Origin of the sequence: Streptococcus sp. 449_SSPC, from assembly GCF_001073005.1 — a bacterium.
GTDB classification, from domain to species: Bacteria; Bacillota; Bacilli; order Lactobacillales; family Streptococcaceae; genus Streptococcus; species Streptococcus salivarius_F.
The window spans coordinates 68,396-89,011 of the sequence record NZ_JVGR01000021.1 but is presented as its reverse complement, the minus strand read 5'-3'; the positions used below and the strand labels follow the sequence as shown (position 1 = coordinate 89,011).

The 20,616-nt window shown below is 39.8% G+C and carries 18 protein-coding genes; 2 read left to right on the top strand and 16 right to left on the bottom strand.

Annotated features, from left to right (window positions below):
- Positions 1-405: 405 nt before the first annotated feature.
- The 3 genes from ADH51_RS03935 to ADH51_RS03925 all read right to left on the bottom strand — a co-directional run bounded on the left by ADH51_RS03935 (position 406) and on the right by ADH51_RS03925 (position 7,460).
- Positions 406-4,881 (bottom strand): glycoside hydrolase family 70 protein, encoded by a 4,476-nt coding sequence (locus tag ADH51_RS03935; protein ID WP_048674557.1) that lies wholly within the window; start codon positions 4,879-4,881, stop codon positions 406-408.
- Between the two features lie 266 nt (positions 4,882-5,147).
- On the bottom strand, positions 5,148-6,170 hold the full coding sequence (locus tag ADH51_RS03930; protein ID WP_048674553.1) for a glycosyltransferase: 1,023 nt from the start codon (positions 6,168-6,170) through the stop codon (positions 5,148-5,150).
- 33 nt (positions 6,171-6,203) lie between these two features.
- Positions 6,204-7,460, bottom strand: a complete 1,257-nt coding sequence (locus ADH51_RS03925; RefSeq protein ID WP_048674550.1) for a carbohydrate-binding domain-containing protein — start codon at positions 7,458-7,460, stop codon at positions 6,204-6,206.
- Between the two features lie 434 nt (positions 7,461-7,894).
- Here ADH51_RS03925 and ADH51_RS03920 point away from each other — a divergent pair, with 434 nt between their 5' ends.
- On the top strand, positions 7,895-8,674 hold the full coding sequence (locus ADH51_RS03920; protein ID WP_002884127.1) for a polyphosphate polymerase domain-containing protein: 780 nt from the start codon (positions 7,895-7,897) through the stop codon (positions 8,672-8,674).
- A complete protein-coding gene (locus ADH51_RS03915; protein WP_002884056.1) occupies positions 8,667-9,350 on the top strand; it encodes a DUF4956 domain-containing protein in 684 nt (227 codons plus the stop codon). Before ADH51_RS03920 ends, ADH51_RS03915 begins: the two co-directional genes overlap by 8 nt.
- A gap of 136 nt (positions 9,351-9,486) precedes the next feature.
- On the opposite strand, the gene ADH51_RS03910 is transcribed toward ADH51_RS03915, so the two are convergent.
- The 13 genes from ADH51_RS03910 to hisC all read right to left on the bottom strand — a co-directional run bounded on the left by ADH51_RS03910 (position 9,487) and on the right by hisC (position 20,154).
- Positions 9,487-10,278, bottom strand: coding sequence for a hypothetical protein (locus ADH51_RS03910; protein WP_065427694.1), 792 nt, complete (start codon positions 10,276-10,278; stop codon positions 9,487-9,489).
- Between the two features lie 178 nt (positions 10,279-10,456).
- Positions 10,457-11,578 (bottom strand): hypothetical protein, encoded by a 1,122-nt coding sequence (locus ADH51_RS03905; RefSeq protein ID WP_048674547.1) that lies wholly within the window; start codon positions 11,576-11,578, stop codon positions 10,457-10,459.
- Complete coding sequence (locus ADH51_RS03900; protein WP_048674544.1) at positions 11,565-12,599, bottom strand: hypothetical protein; 1,035 nt, start codon at positions 12,597-12,599, stop codon at positions 11,565-11,567. Before ADH51_RS03900 ends, ADH51_RS03905 begins: the two co-directional genes overlap by 14 nt.
- Positions 12,600-12,806: 207 nt before the next feature.
- On the bottom strand, positions 12,807-13,121 hold the full coding sequence (gene hisE, locus ADH51_RS03895) for a phosphoribosyl-ATP diphosphatase (protein WP_002884043.1): 315 nt from the start codon (positions 13,119-13,121) through the stop codon (positions 12,807-12,809).
- Between the two features lie 8 nt (positions 13,122-13,129).
- The gene (hisI, locus tag ADH51_RS03890; protein ID WP_048674539.1) at positions 13,130-13,468 is read right to left on the bottom strand and encodes a phosphoribosyl-AMP cyclohydrolase; all 339 of its coding nucleotides are present in this window, start codon (positions 13,466-13,468) and stop codon (positions 13,130-13,132) included.
- Complete coding sequence (gene hisF / locus ADH51_RS03885; RefSeq protein ID WP_048674535.1) at positions 13,465-14,223, bottom strand: imidazole glycerol phosphate synthase subunit HisF; 759 nt, start codon at positions 14,221-14,223, stop codon at positions 13,465-13,467. Before hisF ends, hisI begins: the two co-directional genes overlap by 4 nt.
- Position 14,224: 1 nt before the next feature.
- Positions 14,225-14,944 (bottom strand): 1-(5-phosphoribosyl)-5-[(5-phosphoribosylamino)methylideneamino]imidazole-4-carboxamide isomerase, encoded by a 720-nt coding sequence (gene hisA, locus ADH51_RS03880; RefSeq protein WP_048674532.1) that lies wholly within the window; start codon positions 14,942-14,944, stop codon positions 14,225-14,227.
- Positions 14,945-14,992: 48 nt separating this feature from the next.
- A complete protein-coding gene (gene hisH / locus ADH51_RS03875; protein WP_002884066.1) occupies positions 14,993-15,601 on the bottom strand; it encodes an imidazole glycerol phosphate synthase subunit HisH in 609 nt (202 codons plus the stop codon).
- Positions 15,598-16,182 carry an imidazoleglycerol-phosphate dehydratase HisB gene (gene hisB / locus ADH51_RS03870; protein WP_048674527.1) on the bottom strand — a complete coding sequence of 195 codons (585 nt, stop codon included), beginning with the start codon at positions 16,180-16,182 and terminating at the stop codon, positions 15,598-15,600. Before hisB ends, hisH begins: the two co-directional genes overlap by 4 nt.
- A gap of 19 nt (positions 16,183-16,201) precedes the next feature.
- On the bottom strand, positions 16,202-17,485 hold the full coding sequence (gene hisD, locus ADH51_RS03865) for a histidinol dehydrogenase (RefSeq protein WP_048674524.1): 1,284 nt from the start codon (positions 17,483-17,485) through the stop codon (positions 16,202-16,204).
- Entirely contained in the window at positions 17,482-18,132 is a 651-nt protein-coding gene (hisG, locus tag ADH51_RS03860) for an ATP phosphoribosyltransferase (RefSeq protein ID WP_002883998.1), read from the bottom strand. Before hisG ends, hisD begins: the two co-directional genes overlap by 4 nt.
- A complete protein-coding gene (locus ADH51_RS03855; RefSeq protein WP_048674521.1) occupies positions 18,125-19,105 on the bottom strand; it encodes an ATP phosphoribosyltransferase regulatory subunit in 981 nt (326 codons plus the stop codon). Before ADH51_RS03855 ends, hisG begins: the two co-directional genes overlap by 8 nt.
- The gene (hisC, locus tag ADH51_RS03850) at positions 19,102-20,154 is read right to left on the bottom strand and encodes a histidinol-phosphate transaminase (protein WP_048674518.1); all 1,053 of its coding nucleotides are present in this window, start codon (positions 20,152-20,154) and stop codon (positions 19,102-19,104) included. Before hisC ends, ADH51_RS03855 begins: the two co-directional genes overlap by 4 nt.
- Between the last annotated feature and the right edge of the window lie 462 nt (positions 20,155-20,616).

The window sequence follows — 20,616 nt, the reverse complement described above, 5'->3', positions numbered from 1 at the left end:
TATTTGTCAAAATCAGACTGAAATCTATCCGATTTCAAACAGTTATATTATATCATTATTTTCTAACTATTTCTCGAATTAATTATTTTTTTATAAAATATATGTTACATAACATTAATATTAGAAAAACTTTGTAACACACCTATTTCATAGGTTTTCATTTCTCATTTTTATATCATTTGATAAGTGAAATTATTTTTTAGAAAACAACTATAACACTTGATTTAATAGCATTTGTAGCCTTTCTGACTCAAAATTGATATTTGTCAGATTTTTTTCTTTCGGGCTCAAAAAAAGGCAAAATTTCTTTAAACGATTCTCGTTTTCAAGAAATTTCACCTATAAATTCATGTCAAATCATATCGTTTTTCACTTAATCTCTCAGATTAAGATTAGATTGATTGATTATTTATCAAAATCAGCATAACCATTTTCATCGAAGAAGACAGTCTTACCATCTTGGAAGGTAATCCAAGTGTTTGTCACACGTTCTCCAAGAACTGATTCGTAGTATTCTACTCCTTTTGGTGTACTGATTGGGCTACCTTTAACTTGACGTCCTAATTTATCAAAGTAATACTCTTTACCATCGATATTTTGACGTCCTGTTACAGCCTTACCATCTTTGAAGTAGTACCAAACATTATTTCCAGTTGTCAAGAAACGGTTATTAAGACGCTCACCTGAATCTTTATCATAGTAAGAGAGTGATCCGTCAGCATTCTTCACAAAGTCACCTTTAACTTGGCTACCATCTTCTTTGAAGTAATAGTTTTTACCACCAACGCTATACGCACCTGTCACGATTTCACCATTATCTTTGGCGTAGTACCATGTCTTACCACCATCAAGAGTGAAGAAATCAGATTTAACTTGGCTTCCATCAGCATTGAAATAATAGTTAAGGTGGTCAATGGTTTGACGACCTGTGGCGAGGTTACCATCCTTATCAGCATGGTACCACTTACCGTTTACTTCGAAGAACTTGTCTTTAACCTTGTAACCATTATCTACAGTGTAGTAGCTAATCTTGCCATTTTCAGTAACAAATTCACCTTTAACTTGGGCACCATTTGCACGGAAGTAGTATTCGTGACCATCCAAAGTAAGGGCACCTGTCACATTTTTACCAGCTGCATCACGGTAGAACCATGTTGAGCCATCTGTTGTGTAGAATTCACCCTTCTTAGCTTGTGCATAGCCTTGATCATTGAATTCATACCAGATACCATCGATTTCAGCCCAACGATTTGTGTAGGCATTACCTGAATTTTTATCGAAGAAGTAGAGTTTTCCGTCTGGAGTAACATACTTAGTACCTTTAGCTTGGAAGCCATTTTTATCAAAGTATTGCAATCCTCCACCAGCATGAGTCAAGCCAACAGCCATTTCTCCAGTTGGTGAGAAATAACGGAATTTAGCTTCTGTTTCTGAAGTACCTTCTTTCGGTACATCGAATACAAAGTAACCATTTTTGTACTGCTCACCAAAGCTACCAAAGTAATAATATTTACCATCCTGTTGATAAATAGAATCACGAAGCTGGATACCGTTTGGCAAGAAGAAATAAGTCTTACCATCGATATCTTGACGACCAGTTAACATATAACCTTCTTTATCGAAGTAATAGTAATTTCCAGCATATTTAATGAAAGCATTCTTAGCTTGGAAACCACTATTATCAAAGTAGGCCATACCCTTACCATCATAGTAGAAACCTGTCTTACCACCTTGGTCTGTCAAAGGTTTTGGCAAGAAGATGCCATTATCAGTAACTTGATAATAGCGACCAGTAGCATCGTTGCTGAGAACATAACGATTACCACGACCAAGGATATTAGTACCATTCATGTACTTAGCAGACCATTGCTTGATTTTAACAGATGGATCAATCTTCTTACCAGTTGATATCATCACATCTTCAAACAACTGTGGATATTTCTTTTGGAGCTCATCAAGGAACTCACCACCATATTGAGCTTGGAAGTCCTTACCTGATGATTTAGAATTTGCAACATATAAAGTGTTATTGATATAAGCATTGGCCTTTGGAGTACCATAACTATTTGCACGTGTTGCTGTTACCACTTCTTGTCCTGGCAATTGGTAAAGTTGATCTGGAACCCAGTCAGCAATTGCTTGAATACCTTGCTTGTGAAGCGCCTTAAGGGCATCACGAAGATCTTCTTTAGAACCATATTTGTTATTCTTACTCATGGCAAGGTCATATCGGTCAGTAAAGGCATAGCCATTTTGGATAACAGAATCAAGGAAGGTACGGTCATCAGCCGATACAAATTGAGGAGCCATCTCGAATGATGTGATTCCCCATGACTTGAAGAGTTCTGCATTTTCTGCAATCAATTTATTAGTATATTGGCTATCTTTTTCAACAAAATCTTGGAAGTTTGAGAAACCTTCATAGATAACTTGTGAGTCCAATGCTTCAGTAGCAGAAAATGTCTTGTCAAGTTTCTTATCTGAACCTTTAACACGGATATCTTGGTTATCAGGTGCACCTACTGGTACCCATACACCAAGATAACCTCTCATATCAACAGTTCGATACCCCTTAATTTCATCTCCACTAAAAGTCAAGTTCCCTTCAGCATCAGTGTATTTAATTTTTCCAGCTGCAGCTGCATCATTCTCGTAAGTGACAATTCCCTTATCAGTACCAAGAAGTAATGGACGGTAGGCTTGGTTAGCATGAAGTTTACCCATGTTAACTTTCAAAGTACCATCACCCAATGAGAAATCCTGATTATTGGCAATAAGGGTCAACATACCAGAATGTTTACTTGTTTCTGCTACACCCGTAGTTTGGTCAGCAGTCATAATATCTTTACCGTAACGAACAGATGACAAGATTTCTTTTCCATTGAACGTGTCGACTTTCATCGATTGTCCACCTGAAACATATTTCATACGGTTCTTCAAGAGTGTTGTGATAGCATCGTAGTAAGGAGACTTGGTAGCCATATATTGGCCGTTATCCGTATAAAGATCTCCATAATAAACACGAGTTACCTGCTCCATATTTTGAAGAATCAAAGCATAGGCGGCTGGAATATTGTTAATAGTATAACGTTTTTCTGCCTTCTTCATATCTTCATTATAGATTTCAAAGGCACGTTTCAATTCAGCATCAGTCATGGTATAACCATCTGATTTTGGATTGATTTCTTTTTGAACAATATCACGAATGATATCTTGAACAAGGTTATCATGAGCACGCGCAAAGATATAGTTAGCTTGTGTATCTCCATACTTACTATTATTTGTACGGTCTGTCAAACTGCTAGTAATCAAATCTTTCAATGAAGAGCCCGAACCATAAAGTGCACCCATAATTGCATAACGAAGGTTATTATCCATGGCAAGGGCTGCACCATCATGTTTTTGATTATAATCATTATCATTTAAATCCCAAGCTTCAAGGATAGAAATGTGAGCGAGTGCATTAGCTTCAGATTTATCCACACCAAAGGCTGCGCGGAAGTAGTTTGTATAAACTTGGAGAAGGTCTGCATCAACATTATCAACTGCATCAACACGGATACCATCAAAGTTAGCATCCTTATCACCCATAACAATTGATCCCCAGTTCACAAGATAGTGAATTTGGTTCAACTGCTCAGCTTGCACAACTGGGTTTGAGTTATCAACGTCATTGGCAAGTAGGAATTCATAACCACCCAAGTATCTTCCTGTACCATTTAGAGAACCATCTTGGTTACTTGGTGTACGGTTAAGCAAACGGTAATCGGAATTTGCCCAAGGTGTCTTATCACTATTGACATAAAGAAGAGCTCCCCCTTGAAGGTGGTCAGCAAGGGTATAGTTTTCAGTTGTAGTATTCCACTGGTCTTGTTCTTTTACAAAAGACTCAATTGCTTGACGAAGCCATTCAGTTGATTTTTTAGCTGAAATTTCTTGTTCAATCTTAATTTGAATTGTCTTAGCAGCTGCATTCAATTCAGATTGACTTTGGCTAGTTGAATAAGTTGCGTTAAGGTTAAAGTGTTTAGAGAAAGTATTGAGGTAGGCAACTTGTGTATCTACATCAGGCCACCATGCCATCAAAAGTGGACGGAAGTCTTTCTCAGTTGATACACGCCATTTTTCACCATTTTCCAAAATAGTAACTGGACGGTACCAGCTGTTTGGTGTCAAGTACCCATCTACCAACTCGAAGCTTTCTTTCTTAGAATCGTAAGCACGGTTATGTGAAGAGAAAGCATCAACTAGATTAGTTGTACCCGGTGTGAATGAGTGTGTTGATGTGCTTGTCAAAGCACCGTCTTTACCGAAGTAAAGCAACTGGCCATTAACTGAAACAGCAAAGTTTGTTTTGTATGAACCATCTTCTTTGACATAGTAGTACTTACCATCAACTTGTTTAATGTTGTCCAAAGAGAGGGCTGCTGTTTCTTCTTTTTCTGTAACACCAGATTTCGGTTGTTCAGCTACTGTGAGTGTCACATCTGTCGCTGCTGCAGCTGGTGTTTCTGTTGTCGCACCATTTGCTACTGCTGCACGATCAGTTGTCGTTGGTGCTGCTGTATTAGTAGTTGTATCAGTTGTAGTCGTTGCTGCCGCAGGAGTTGCGACAGTTGCAGTATCAGCTGCCTTGTCATTTGTTGTTGCTGCTGCATCTGTCGTAGCAGTTGCTGCTGGAGCCGCTACTTCATGTGTTTCAACCACAACATCGCTTTCAGCTGTCGTAGAAGCAACTGGTTGAGTTGCTTCATCGGCTGAAACCTTTTGATTAGCTACTGTAGCACCACCTACAATAGAGGCAAGTGCTGCCGAAGTGACGGCAATCGTCACCCATTGCTTCTTAACTTTGTGAAGCTTGTAATGTACCTTTTTTCCCATTTTAGGTCCTCTTTTCATTTTCCTCGTTTGAATAAAAATCTACATAATTCAAACAATTTCATTATAGCATATTTTTTTTAAGCATTTGGAAACTTTATCAGCCCTTTTAACTTTTTAATCATAATGTAAATTGAACAACATTTCGATAAATATTAAAAACTACCGAATATAGAAAACAGTAGTTTTTAATATTTTTTAGGAAAGGTTTTAGAGGTAATTTAATTAGCTATCTCAATTCAATCAGTTGGCAGTTTTCAAGTCAGCTATTAAGCAAAAACCACGTTATGTTGAACCCGATAGCTGACTAAAAAGAGCAAAGTTTCTGTAACCAATTTTGCCAGAACTAGTCCTAAACCAATGGCAACTAGACTACTAAGTAAAAAATAGTTACAGGCCAAGAGGACCAGGACCAACATAAAGTAGCGAACACTCGATCTAAAGAGAGAGCTTGTCGGATTGAAGACCACATTGGCGTTCAGCAAACACTGGCTGGAAGCCGAAATCACACGAGCTAGCACGACCGAAAGGAGCAGATTCTTCGTCAAGGCAAAGAGCACAAATAAGGCTGTTGCATCAATGACTGAGGCCAAGACGGCCGTGCCAGAGAACTTTAAAAAAGGGCTGTAAATACGGATGGAATCACGAATGGGCCGAAAGTGCGAACTTTTATTTTCCTCCAGATAAACGGTTTCAATAGGGACTTCAGAGATTTGGTGGCCTGATTTTTTGGCTTCAAGTAGCATATTAAACTCATACTCGAAACGATTGCCGTCCAGGTTAAGAAGCCATGGAATCAGGTCGGTTGACATGCCTCGAAGTCCTGTCTGAGTATCTGTTACCTTCTGACCAGTTACCAGATGGAAGAGCCCTGCAGTCACCTTGTTGCCGATGCGACTACGTGCTGGTACCTTACCAACAAAGGCACGCGCACCTAAGATAAGATGGCTTGGATTATTCTCGGTTGCCTTGGCAACACGGACAATATCCTTAATCAAATGCTGACCATCACTGTCAACTGTGACAATAGGCTGAGCTGATAGATGTTGGCTAACCACTTCTTCTTGAATATAAGCGAAAGCAGTCTTGAGAGCTGCTCCTTTACCCTTATTGACCGGATGACTTAGGACGGTTGCCCCGAAGAGGGCTGTTTCGTCATAATAGTCGCCATAGTCTGGGCCACTTCCATCATTAACGACAATAATACGGGCTGTTGGGAGTTTTATGGTAATATCTTGAACCACCTGGATCAGTCGTATATCTGGTTCATAAGCTGGAATAATAATATACATAGGTACTTCCTTTCTGTTTCATCCTATGACTCTTTAGTGTCCTCCGCTAAAGCCACCTGTTTGTCCTCCATCTTGGGGACCACCGCCGCCAGGCATTGAGTTTTCAATCTTAGTTTGTTTCTCACCATTGATAGTAATGTCACCACCGGTATAGGTCGCTGAACCATCGAAGTCAAAGCCAGACTGACCAGTCAAATTGATTGTTCCACCCGATACAATAATATCGCCGTTAGAATCAATTGGGTCGGTATCGCCCTGGCCAACCTCAACATTTAGGGTTCCACCGGTCATCTTGAAGAAAATCTCACTTTGACTGGCATTAGCATTGGCGGCATTAACACCATCGTCCGTTGCATAGACATCTATATTTCCACCATTTATAGTCACAGATTTACCTTCGATACCTTCAGTTGATTTTTCAACCTTGTAAGTACCGCTATCAATAATCAGGTCACCAGAAGCATGGATACCATCATCACCTGCCTTGATGGTCATGGTATTGTCAGATAGATACATGGTACCTGCTGAAGTGTCGTCATCATTGTCGACCTTAACAGCATCTTCCTCAGCCTCAATGGTCATGGTTGTTCCCGTGATGTTGAGTTCATCATTGACATTGAAGGCATCACCAACTGAGGTAATCTTATAGGTACCACCAGTCATATGAAGGCTGTCATTGGCTTTAATACCGTTATTTTTCTTGGCATCAATGTTAAGAGTACCTGAACCGTTAATGGTCAAATCTCCTTTAGAGAAAATCACGGCATCCGCATCTTCATCACTATTAGAACTTGAATCAGAGAGGGTGCTTGTGGTGCCATCTTTGAGGGTCAGATAGACATGACCAGCTTTTGTGGCGTTGATTGCTGCATTTGTATTTGTCATGGTAACGCCATCTAAAACAATATGGACATCGTCTGAATCACCAGCGTCTACCTTGATTTGCACACCGTCGGATTTTCCTGAAATGACGTAGGTCCCAGCTTTGGAGATGGTTACGGTTGAACCTGATAGGGCTGCACCATCACCTGAAACATCTGCAGATGAGCCTGATAACTTAATCTTAGTAGCTGAGCTTTCATTATAAGAGGTATCAGAATCTTTAGAAGTAAAATAGTTGCTGTTGTTCTTATTTGTTTTCTTACTAGTCGTTGCTGTTACAGCACTTGTTTTTGAGCTTGACATCGTCCCAGTTGCTTGACTGCTTGATTGACTACAAGCTGTCATTACTGTTAGGGCAGTCGCACAGGTCAATAAAGTCGTCCATTTTTTTAGTTTTTTTAATTTCATATTTTTTCCTCTCGGGTTCGTTTGGATGATTACAGTTTACGGGACTTAGCTAAAACATTTCTAAAGGTTAACTAAAACTTATCTTAAGTTAAGTTTGGTGAAAGTTTAGCTTAGGAAAACTTTCAGAAAAGTCCCATAGACTAATAGGCAAGCAAGTAAGTGCTTTATAGAAATAGTACATTTGCGATCAACTTTTCTATTGTAAAAAAGAATTAAAACAATAAGTCGACTGTTTGAAAACAGATGTTCCTGCAACAAATTCCCTATTTTCCTGGGAGTTGCTTCACGGCTTTGTATCTTATCTAATTGAACACGCCTACAACTCGGGGGAAAAAGATGGGCCCTGCTTGGAGATAAACTCCTTCGGCTGGTCCCCCTATTTTCCTGGGAGTTGCTTTACGGCTTTGTATCTTATCTAAAAAAGGAGTTTTTTCATGGTTAAACAATTGGAAACACGTTTTAAACGTATTGAAACAAAATATGTGGTCTCAAAGGAAAACCTTGAGGACCTGCTCACTGATCTTAAGGAGTATTTGGTAGAGGATGATTATCCGACATCTACCATTTCAAATATTTACTTTGATACGGATAATTTTGACGTCATCCAAGATGCCCTAGATGGTAATCACCGTCAAGAGAAAATCCGCATGCGTACCTACCTAGCCAATCCCAAAATTGATAGTAAGGTCTTTTTAGAGGTTAAAGCCAAAGATGATGAAGGAATCGGTCATAAGTTTCGTCTCGTTTCAACTCCGCTTGTCATCACTAACTTGATGACAGACGGTAAGAATCATGGTCAAATCACTGACCGCCAGCTATTACAGGATATCCACCACTTACGTCAACGCTATGATGAGGGACTTAAACCTCGTATGTATATCTACTACGACCGTTTTTCGATGAAAGAAAAAGAGACTATCGAAGGCTATGCCTACAATAAAGTTCGTGTTACCCTTGACCAAAATTTGACTTACCGTGATGAAGACGTCAGTCTCTTTAAGGGAAATCATGGTTTTCCCCTTCTTGATGAAGATACGATTATCATGGAAATCAAGGCACCTGGCAAAAAGCCTGACTGGCTTCAAACTATCTTAGACAAACATGGTTTGGAAGAGCAGAAATTCTCAAAATACAGCTGTGCCTATCATAAGTCTCAAGGTCTAGACTATGGACCACGTCCAGCACAAGAAAAAGGAGCTGCTGCCTATGTCTAATCTCTTCAATTCTATCTTTAATGATGCGACCGCAACCGCTAGTCCTCTTCAACTCATGCTGGCCTTACTGGTCAGCCTAGTTTTAGGTTTGGCCTTGACCTGGACTTATAAATACCGAACCCTCTACACCAGAGAATTTGTCATTAGTTTGACCCTACTTCCATGTTTGATGACCCTGGTTATCTTCCTTGTCAATGGGAGTTTGGGGACCTCTATCGCCGTGGCTGGGACCTTTAGCCTCATTCGTTTTCGTTCAGCTACCAGTGGTTCCAGGGAGCTGATTGCTGTCTTTATGGCCATGATTATTGGTCTGGCATCTGGGACAGGCTATCTCTTACTGGCTGTCCTCTTTACCATCTTCCTTTTGGCTGTTTGGCTTCTTTTGGAAAATCGTCAAAGTCGTACCGACAACCAACGTCGTAGGCTCCTGACCATTAACGTCCCTTACCAAGACTTGATTGACCAAAAAATCACTAAAACCTTGCTCAATTTCACAAGCGAATGCGACCTGATTTCCCTTAACACCACAGGTGGGGGTGAGACCATGCAACTGGTCTACGAAGTGGACTTGAATCCCCAAGTGGATGACTTCCAATTGACGAATCACCTTATCTCAAGTATTAAAAATTGTGACCTGGCTCTAACAAAAAAAGCTAAAAAGAAAAAGAATTTGTAAGACAAAAAGACATCTCCGACTAGTTTTTGGAGATGTTTTTGCATGTTTTGAGGTTAACATTTTCACTTAGCTATAACCCTCACTTCTAATACCCTAGTATGACATGCTAGATTATCGGCAGAAAGTAAAATATCTGCTAATCATATTCATATGGGATAACCTTACCATCTTGTACGTTAAAAGTGTAGTGGATGTACTTGTCCTTGTTATAATCACTACTATCTTCATCAGTTGTGAAAAAATAAAATTCGTACTCTCCGTCTGGTAGCTTGCTAGCATCCAGTTTAGTTACTGCCTCTTCTAAATCTTTCTTACTAGTATTTTCTGTATCGCCTACTTCTATTCTCATAGTGACAAGGTGTTCATCAATCATTGTTTGGTAGGGAATTTGATAATAGCCATAAAAATCATTCTTCCCATTTTTACGGTTTTCTTCAGCTAAATGAGCTTTACGATTATTAGCTTCTTGATCTATCAAAGTATTATCACTGAAGGAGAAATCTTCGATATCAAGGCCTAACGATTGCTTTTTAAGCTCCTTGAAGAGTTTTTGCTCTTCTTTTTTTACAGATTTTTGTTGTAAATAGGTTTGCGAGTAAAGGCCAGGAGTCTTATATTCCTCACGAACAACTGTCCAGTCCAGGTTAAAAGTAATCTGTCCATCTAATGATATAGTTTGATTATCGTAGGTTTCTTCTGAATAGATATAATCGACATAAATACCATCTGAATCTAGAAACACCTTTTTGATAAGCTTAACTTGGACCTTTCCCTTAAAACCATTATGAGCCAAGATCTTTTGCGTTTTTTCCCTAGCCTTGAAGTAAGAATTTGGCAGTACAACTTTACAACCAACTAAAAGAATAGAACAGAGGAGGAGAATAGCTAAGCAAGAAAGCTTTAAAATATTAGGAGTATTTTTCTTCATAGTACATCCTTCCTTTCCTCAATGATTTGTATAAATAAGCACACCAAATCCTTCAAATAAAACGAGCTTCCTTCACTCCTATCATGGCATTTTAAAGCGCTTTCTCATGGTGGTTCGAGAAACAAGCTTGTCAGGATTACTCTAAAACAAAATACTGGAGAATTATTCTCCAGTATTTTTAATTCCATAATCCATTCTCCTTTGCAGCTTTTTCTGCAAGTGAAATGGCTTTATTATATTTAGTGCCAAACTTCGTACGAATGTCCTTTACATCCATATCAAACGCTTTTTTCCAGTCCTTATTTTTTATATACTCAGCTTGTTTCTCACGATATTGTTTTGCAGCTGCTGATGCGCCATAACTTGCTGTCTTTTGGTGATCTTCTTTTGTCATCACAATAGCAGGGCCATTCTTTCTTGACATAATAGTCTCTTCGCTAGCAGCATTGGCAGGAATATGATGAATCTCTAAACCATTACTTTTTAACTTATTTTTTAATTTTTTAAATAAGTCTCCGTAAGTTCCTCCAAACTTTGTAGCATTTTCTGGAGTTATTTCCACATCTCCCTTAGGATATCTCCTTGTTGAAATAAACTTCTTGCTACTTGTTAATACCTTACTAGCTCCTGAGAAAAAAGCAGAATATTTAAAAGCTTCTGAAGAAGCTAACATACTATCTTCAAGAATCTCAGTATTATTTTTTCCATTTATTTTAGATACTCCGGCAGTAACGACACCCGATATGGCAGCTGCAATAGCTGCTTCTGATGCCGTCTCTCCAACAACCATCATAACGGCCATTGGAGTTGTTGCTCCACCAGATAATACAACCGAAATTGAAGCACATACAATAATAACTCCACTCCCTACTGCAACATTTTTTATTGACTTTTCAAATACTTTAGTATCAAAAGGAAGTGGATCTAACTCTGCAACTGTTGTTCCTAACTGATTAACTGTGAAACTATATTCAGATGTATCAAACATCTCTAATAACTTTTTATCTGTGTATCCAAAATATACATTTTCTTGGGAATTAAACTCTAACTCCTCATAATACTCTTTTGACATGTATTGGATAGCAACATCTTCAACCAAAACTGGATATTCCGAAGAATCAAGTGACTCCTGTACAAGATATGAAACCTCAGACATATTGACCTTAGTCGTCTCCAGATCAATACGATTCCTATTATTCTCATTTAATTTTTTAGAACTACATGCAGACAACGCTGGTAATAATAAGATGAGTATTGATATTATATAAATCGTTTTTTTCAGTAAATTATTCTTTTTCATTTCTTTTACTCTTATACCTTACAGTAATACAACTTACAGCTGTGATTAGAAGAACAATATGCAGAATATGCTTTTTTATTGAACTTTCGTTTTTACGGGGACCGACTGTCACTTCTTTTTTTACTGTTTTTGTCACAGATTTTTTTTTCACATAAATTGTTTTCTTGGTTGCAATATTTGAGTAGTCTGTAGTAATTGAAATTTCATATTTTCCTTCATCATCAATTGATTCCCCAGACTTGTAGGGAACATTCTTTACTACTTTGCCATCTTGATTAGTTTTTACAATTTGAATATTTAAGTATTTTGAGTTAGCAGTATCAATTGTGAAACCATTTGTAGTAGTTGCTCCATCTTCTAACTCACTTTTTGTCGAAATATCCTTAATAAAAGCATTGGCATTCCCATTTCTAATTTTAAAATTATAATCTATCCGATAGTACTGATGGCGATTTAAGATATCTCCAAGAAAAGAGGTATCATCAATTGCATAACATAATACTGCATGATAATCTCCCTCTTCTAAGGTAATTACCTCAGTATTTGCATTTTTATTAACACCCGACAAATAGTTTTTATAAACCTTCGCTTTTTCAAGTTTACCGGATGGTTCTTTCATTTGAACTACCAATGTACCTAAACCGTTAATTTTTCCTTTTAGCGTCGGATTTACAAGATTTGCATTTTTTATAGATGCAATTTGAAAATTTTCATTATTATTCAATTTCTTGATATTTTGTTGTAAATCAAAAGAGAGTGTTATTTTATCACCAATTTTTTTTAAAAAAATATCATTTCCTGATGAATCCGACAAGCGTGATGAATAATCAGATACAATAAAATCACCGAGTGTCCATCCTTGTTGCCTGTCTCCTACTTTGACTTGTTCAGCATTATCATAATTATTATCTGTTTTTTGAACATTCGAACCATCGTATATTGTTTTTTCTTCAGTCTCAACATTCAAAATAGGAACTAATAACATTACAAACAAAAATAATACAAAATAAATTTTTTTCATAATTGGTTCTCTTTTTTCTTTTTAATAAATCTAACTACTACAAAATATATTCAAAAAATACCATAAAATCCTCTATAATACAATGTTTTTTTAATTAAAAGATGCTTAGAAATAGTATTTGTTTTGTTGAAAAAGATTTCTCTAGCAAAAAAGCCCGAAGCATCACTTCAGACTTTTCATCTTGGTTCAAATCGGTTGAGATAATCCTCAATAATCTGTTACTTCCTTTCGGTCATGGACATTGCTTTGTTTGCCTTGACGAGCTTTAAGAACGGCTTCAACGTCCTCAGGGCTAACCCCTGTTTCAACGAGCATGACTGCTAGGTGGTAGAGGACGTCTGCTGTCTCGTTGGCAATTTCTTCTTTATCAGCATTTTTGGCTCCAATCACAACTTCTGTCGCTTCTTCGCCAACCTTTTTAAGAATCTTGTCTAGCCCCTTGTCAAAAAGGTAATTGGTATAAGATCCTTCTTTGGGATTTTTTTTACGATCTAAGGCTTCCTTATAAAGTGTTTCTAACATAGCTACTCCTATTTATCTTGATTGTCATCATATATATCCGTAAAGAAACAGCTGTAGGCTCCTGTATGACAGGCTGCTCCTTCTTGTTCCACAGCGATAAGCAGGGTGTCCTGATCACAATCTGTCTTGATGCTTTTGACATGTTGGAAATGACCAGATGTGGCACCTTTATGCCAAAGCTCATTTCGAGAACGGCTCCAGTAATGCATTTGTTTGGTCTCTAGGGTCAACTGATAGGACATCTCATTCATATAGGCCAACATGAGCACCTGCCCCGTCTTGTAATCTGTCACAATGACTGGTACCAGTCCGTCTTGTTTGTCAAAATCAAGTTTAACCTCTGTCATCGTCTCACCTCAATTCCTGCATTTGCCAAGACTTGTTTGGTTTCGCCTATATTTACCTCACCAAAGTGGAAGATAGAGGCTGCCAGAGCACCCGTCGCTGTTGTCTTTTCAAAGACATCTACAATGTCCTCAATATTTCCTGCACCACCAGAGGCAATGATCGGAACATCGACGACTTCCGCTACACGATTGAGCATTTCCAAATCAAAACCAGACTTAGTGCCGTCCTTGTCCATGCTGGTTAAGAGAATTTCTCCAGCCCCCAGGGCGACGACTTCTCGAGCCCATTGGATGAGGTCCCTACCTGTATCCTTACGGCCACCTGCCACAAAGACATGCCAGCTCCCATCAGCCATCTTTTTCGCATCAATCGCAGCCACTACACACTGATTCCCAAATTTTTGAGCACAATCAGCGATTAGTTGTGGATTGGCAAGGGCTGAGGAATTGACGGCAACCTTGTCAGCACCAGCTTTAAGCATCTTGTTCATATCTTCAACTGAACGGATACCACCACCAACTGTGAAAGGGATAAAGACTTGATCGGCAACACGACGCACCATGTCAACCGTTGTTTCACGGTTATCCGAAGTCGCTGTGATGTCCAAGAAAACAAGTTCGTCACAACCAGCTTCATAATAAGCACGCGCAGAATCAACAGGGTCACCAACATCTGTCAGATTCACAAAATTAACCCCCTTGACGACACGGCCATCCTTGACATCCAAACAGGGAATAATACGTTTTTTAAGCATATTAACCTCCGAAAGACTTGAGTTGGTCTAGAGTGATATTGCCGTTATAGTAGGCTTTGCCAACAATGGTTCCTGCCACACCAATCTCTTGTAGGTGATTTAAGTCAGCTACTTCTGCAATCCCACCTGAAGCAATGACTTTGGCGGTCGTGAGTTCAGATACCAAACGTTTGTAGTGATCAAGATTGGGTCCTGTCAGTGTGCCATCTCGATCAACATCTGTATAGACAAAGAGGGTTACGCCCATCTTTTCCATTTCCTTGGCCAAGGTGATGTAGTCTACATTGCTTGTTTCCAACCAACCTTCGGTAGCGACAAACCCTGCCTTGGCATCAATACCTACGACAATTTTATCGGCACCAAATTCCTCTAAAGCTGCTCGAACGAAGTCAGGATTTTTAACGGCCATTGAACCGATAATGATACGGTCGATGCCAACTGCCAAATAGTCACGAATCTGCTCCAAGGTACGGATACCGCCACCAACTTCGATGCCAAGTCCAGAAACCTTCTTGACCTCTGCAATCAAGTCACGGTTAGTGGCACGACCATCAAGGGCACCGTCCAAATCGACGACATGAATAAATTGAATGCCCGCATCCTTAAAGGTCTTTGCCTGCTCAATAACATCTGGATTGACAACGGTTTGTTGGTTGAAATCTCCTTTAAAGAGACGAACAGCCTGTCCATCCTTAATATCAATTGCTGGTAGAATTTGCATCTCCCCTACCATCCTTTCTAACTAAAAAGTCTTTGCTCTCACTAGCTTCTAGGCTTTACATAACCCTGCAAACTTTTCAAGAATACCTAAGCCAATATCCCCTGATTTTTCAGGATGAAATTGAGCCCCATAAACATTGTCTTTATGAATCATGGCTGGTACCTCAATACTATAATCTGCGGTAACATCAATGTATTGGCTAGGGACATCTGTGAAATAACTGTGAACGAAGTAGACAGCTTGGCCATCTAAACCATCTGTCAAAGGGCTGGCTTGCTTAACAGCCAAATCATTCCACCCCATATGTGGGACAGGTTGCTCCTTGCTGGCTGGAATAGGACGGCAGACACCTGGAATAAAGCCAAGACCATCTGTTTCTTCATGTTCCAGTCCTTTTTCTGTTAAAATCTGCATGCCTAAACAAATTCCTAAAAGGGGAACTCCCTGTGCGACTGCCTCTTTGATAACAGCTACCAAACCTCTTCTCTCCAACTCTGCCATAGCCGTTGGATAAGCACCTACACCAGGTAAAATCAACCCATCTGCAGCTAGAATTTTTTCTTTATCGGCAGACAATTCTGCAGTCACTCCGATTTTTTCAAGGGCACGCAGAACATTTGCAGTATTCCCCGCATCGTAATCAATGACGATAATCATAGCATCCCCTTTGTCGAGTTTACGCCGTGAATGTCAGGATTGATTGTGATGGCTTCACGCAAGGCACGTCCTGTTGCCTTGAAAAGACTTTCTGACTTGTGGTGATTATTTTTTCCGTGGAGAATCTTGAGGTGGAGATTCATCTGAACATTGAAGGCCAAGGCTTGGAAAAATTCTTCTACCAATTCTGTGTCAAAATTACCCAATTTTGGATTATCAAAACTAGCATCAAAGACCAAGTAGCTACGTCCAGACAAGTCTAAACTTGCCATTCCGAGGGTTTCATCCATAGGTACAAAAGCCGTTCCATAACGGTTGATACCTGCTTTATCGCCCAAGGCCTCTTTAAGAGCTTGACCAAGGACAATACCGACATCTTCAACGGTGTGGTGACTATCAACCCAAAGGTCGCCATCAGCCTTAACCACCAAAGACATACGACCGTGGCGGGCAAACAAGGTCAACATGTGGTCAAAAAATCCGACACCTGTTTGAATATCTACTGGTTCTTGAGCATCCAAATTGAGGCTTAACTTAATTTTGGTTTCAAAGGTATTACGTTCAATTTCTGCTTGTCTCATAACTTCTTCCTCTACTCTCTCAATTATTGTCGTTTCTGACTTCAATAGCCTTAGCGTGGGCCTGCAAACCTTCCGCGTAAGCCAAGGTTGTGATATCGTGTTGAGCCTCATTGACTGCTGCTTTGTCATACTGCGTATATTGGATACGTTTGACAAAATCGTGCACACCTAAAGCTGATGAAAATCGGCTGGTTGCTGTCGTTGGAAGAACGTGATTGGCACCAGCATAGTAGTCACCAATTGGTTCACTGGTAAAGTGACCAAGAAAGACGGAACCAGCATTCTCCACTTTTTCTAGATAATCATAGGCGTTGTCCATAGCAATTTCCAAATGTTCTGGCGCAACCAAGTTCATGAGTTCAAACATAGCATCTGTATCATTGGCAATAATAATCCGACCGTTATTTTCGATAGATGGACGAGCAATCGCCTCACGTGGCAAAAGCTTGAGTTGACGTTCAATCTCACTTTCAACTGCATCAGCCAAGGCTTCAGAATCTGTGACCAAAATGGCGCGTGCGCGTGTGTCGTGCTCTGCTTGAGACAAGAGGTCGGCTGCCACGTATGTTGGATTGGCGCTACTATCAGCGATAACACCAATTTCTGATGGTCCTGCAATCATATCAATACCGACAATACCGTAAACTTGCTTCTTAGCAGTCGCCACAAAAATATTTCCGGGACCTGTAATCTTGTCCACCTTTGGAATCGTTTCTGTACCAAAGGCCAAAGCCGCAACCCCTTGAGCCCCACCAACTTGGTAAATGCTATCCACACCAGCCAATTTGGCGGCTACCAGAATCGCAGGAACAAAGTGCTCTTGAGGCGGCGTAATCATAATAATCTCTTTAACCCCAGCAATTTTAGCAGGAATAACATTCATAAGAACTGACGATGGATAAGCCGCAGTTCCTCCAGGCACATAGACACCCACACTATTGATAGGACGAATCAATTGACCACGAATAACACCCTCACTTGGTTGGTCCTCAAAACCAGTTTCCAACTGATGTTTGTGATAAGATTCAATGTTTTCTTTAGCATTAACTAGGGCTTGGTAAACCTCTGGATCAATCTCTTTAAAGGCTTGATCAATCAAGTCCTGTCCAACTTCAAAATCAGTCAAGTCAACCTTATCAAATTTAGCTGAATAGTCACGAAGGGCCTCGTCTCCACGTTTTTTAACGTCTTCAATAATGGCTTGAACCGTGCTTTCAACGTCTCTATTTTCTTTTGACAGTTCCAATTGCTCCTGATAAAGAAGCTCTGCAATTTCTTTATTTGTTCCAGTTAATCGTTTCATTCGAACGGTACCTCCTCGTTCCCTACAAGTGATTCAATCTTACAAATGAATGGTAGAACTTCCTTGTTATTTTTCAAAGAAGCCTTATTAACAATCATTCGTGCTGAAATCCTGCAAATATCTTCATAAACTTTTAAGCCATTGGCAACAAGGGTATTCCCTGTTTCCACAATATCGACAATGGCATCCGCTAGACCAATAACAGGGGCAATCTCAACGCTCCCTTGAATCGAAATAATCTCGACATCCTCACCCTTTTGATTAAAATAATCAGTTGCAATGGTTGGATACTTGGTCGCAATACGTTTACGTTTATGGTCATCAGGATTATAGTCTTCTGTTGAGGCTACGGAGAATTTACAAAGGCCAAAATTAAGGTCTAACATTTCCAAATAGCCTGTCGGATGTTCAACCAGAACATCCTTCCCGACAATCCCAATATCTGCGACACCATGTCGAACATAGGTGGTCACATCTGGAGCTTTGACCAAGAGAAAACGGAAACGTTTATCAGGACTCTCAAAAATCAAATTACGGCCCTTATCAGCCATGAAAGACATATCAAAGCCAGCTTTTTCTAGTAATTTAACCGTATCTTTCTCAATACGTCCCTTGGTCAAGGCAATTGTGATTTGATTGCTAGTCATCCAAGTCACCTCCAAATTCCACATCATCATGCACTGCTTGATAGACCGAATCGACATCAATCGCCCAACCAACCGCTGTTAACTCGGTAGCACCAAAGCGTTCAAACAGTTTATCGTAACGGCCACCAGATACAAAGGCATCTGGCACCTTATCACCAAAGACTTTAAACATCATGCCTGTGTAGTAAGGCACTGCTGGCAATTGAGCCAAATCAAGCGTCGTCTCTGGGAGACTATCTGCTAGGCGATTAGTTAAGACTTCCAAACTATCCAAGGCTGTCAAAAAAGCTTCACTGTCTGTCAATTCTCTAGCCTTGGTCAAAACAGCCTTGGTCTCACCAAAGAGGAAGGGCAACTGTTCCAAGACCTTGTCATATTGACTTGGATTTTCTTTGGTGAATTCCTTGAGGCCTGTGATTGATTTGTCACGGATATAGGCGGCCAACTCTGCTTCTTTTACAGCTGGAAGGTCTAATTCTTCAAAAATGAGTTGCAAGAGGCGAGCATGTGAAAACTCAAACTTGTAATTTTTGACACCGGCAGCATCCAGAGCCTCTTTAGCAGATATCACAGCTTCTTCCATGGCCTGGTGAACGGGGAATCCTATGATCTCAATACCAGCCTGCGTATGCTCATTGGATAGGCCACGCATCTCCTCATTGTAGTTAAAGACTTTTCCAGAGTAAGAAAATTTAATCGGTGTATGAACTTGCGTCGAAGCAATCACGCGCCCAATTTGGCTGGTAATATCAGGACGTAAACTAACAAGATCTCCATTTTTATCAAAGAAATTGTAGTTACCATTGTCCACAACGTCGCTAAAGACTTCGAAATGCTCCAAGGTTGGTGTCTCAATTCGAAGGAAACCCTTTGTCATCAACAAGTCACAGATACGATGCTCAATCTGATACATGGTACGGGCACGTTTGAAAAGTTTATCGTGCATTCCTAAGGCTAATGTCGTTTTTTTCATGCTTGTAACTCCTGTATTGTCATTAGTACGCGCTCCATCTCATCCTGAGTTCCAATCGAGATGCGTAGTCTGTCTGAAATACGCTCCACTTTTGGAAAATAACGGACATAAATTTTCTTACTTTGGAGATAGTCAAACAATTGCCCTGCTGTCACTCCATGCGGTTTGACCAAAACAAAATTGGTTTTTGAAGGAAGCACATCAAAACCAATAGCTTGCAATTCTTGACTAAACCAGTCACGTGTGGCCATAATCTTAGCGCAGCTATCTTCATAATAATCCCATGACTGAACGGCTGCAGTCGCCAAGACTTCCGCAATGCTATCCACATTATAGGGATTGACCGAATTCTTGACGGCATTGATCACAGCCATTAGCTTTGGACTTCCGATGCCATAACCGACACGCAAGCCTGCAAGTGAGGCGTCCTTAGAAAAGGTCCTTGTGATAAACACATTGTCATACTTTTCTAGAAGAGGTAAGGCAGTCTCCCCACCAAAGTTAATATAGGCTTCATCAATAATCACAACTACTGACTGATTGGCCTTTACGATTTCTTCAATTTGATCGAGAGGTTTATAAATACCTGTTGGCGCATTTGGGTTAGTAAGGACAATCCCACCATTTTCAACCAGATAATCTTGAGTATCAATCTCAAATGAAGAGTTCAAGGGCACTTCTCTAAATGGGATGCGATACAAATCTGCCCATACCTTGTAAAAACCATAGGTCAAATCTGGAAACAAGACTTCTTCCTCGCTATTAAAGAAAGCAAGAAAAGCCATTGACAAAATATCGTCTGACCCATTTCCAATAATCACTTGATCGGCAGAAACACCTAACTGTTCAGATAAGGCTTGACGCAAAGCCGCTTGATTCAAAGTCGAATACTTGCGTAACTGATGGGCATCAAAGGAGGCTAAAGCTTGATGGACTGCTGGACTTGGTCCATAGGCATTTTCATTAGTATTCAACTTAATGATATTTTTCTCAGCAGGCTGACTACCCGCCACATAGGGTTCAATCTTTCGTAATCCTTTGATTTCCATAGTTTATCCTTTCTGTTCAACTCCGACCAAGTGTACTGCTAGCTACATCTCCTTAAAGCAAGGGTAACAAAAAAACGCCCTCGCAAAAACAACTTTTGCAAGGACGTTGGCACGTGGTTCCACCTTAATTCGAACAGGGGTCACCCCCTCTTCCTCATGAAGTCACAAAGACTCACTTGTAACTCCTAGTCTCTAACGGAACCACCCGTCGTACACTACTGTCATCCAGAGTTCGCATACGCTCTCAAGAATGTGTCGTCTTTGATCTCATGCGTTTTCAGCTTCCCGCATTCTCTGTCAAGCGATCAGACTTTTTCTCTCAACGATTTAGATTTGAAATTATTCTACATGAAAATTCAGAACAATGCAAGCCTTTTTTGTATATTTTTGTAAAAAAATAAAATTCTTGTATATTTTATAAAAAAAAACAAACTACTGTGAAGTTAAGATCTAAGAGATAGA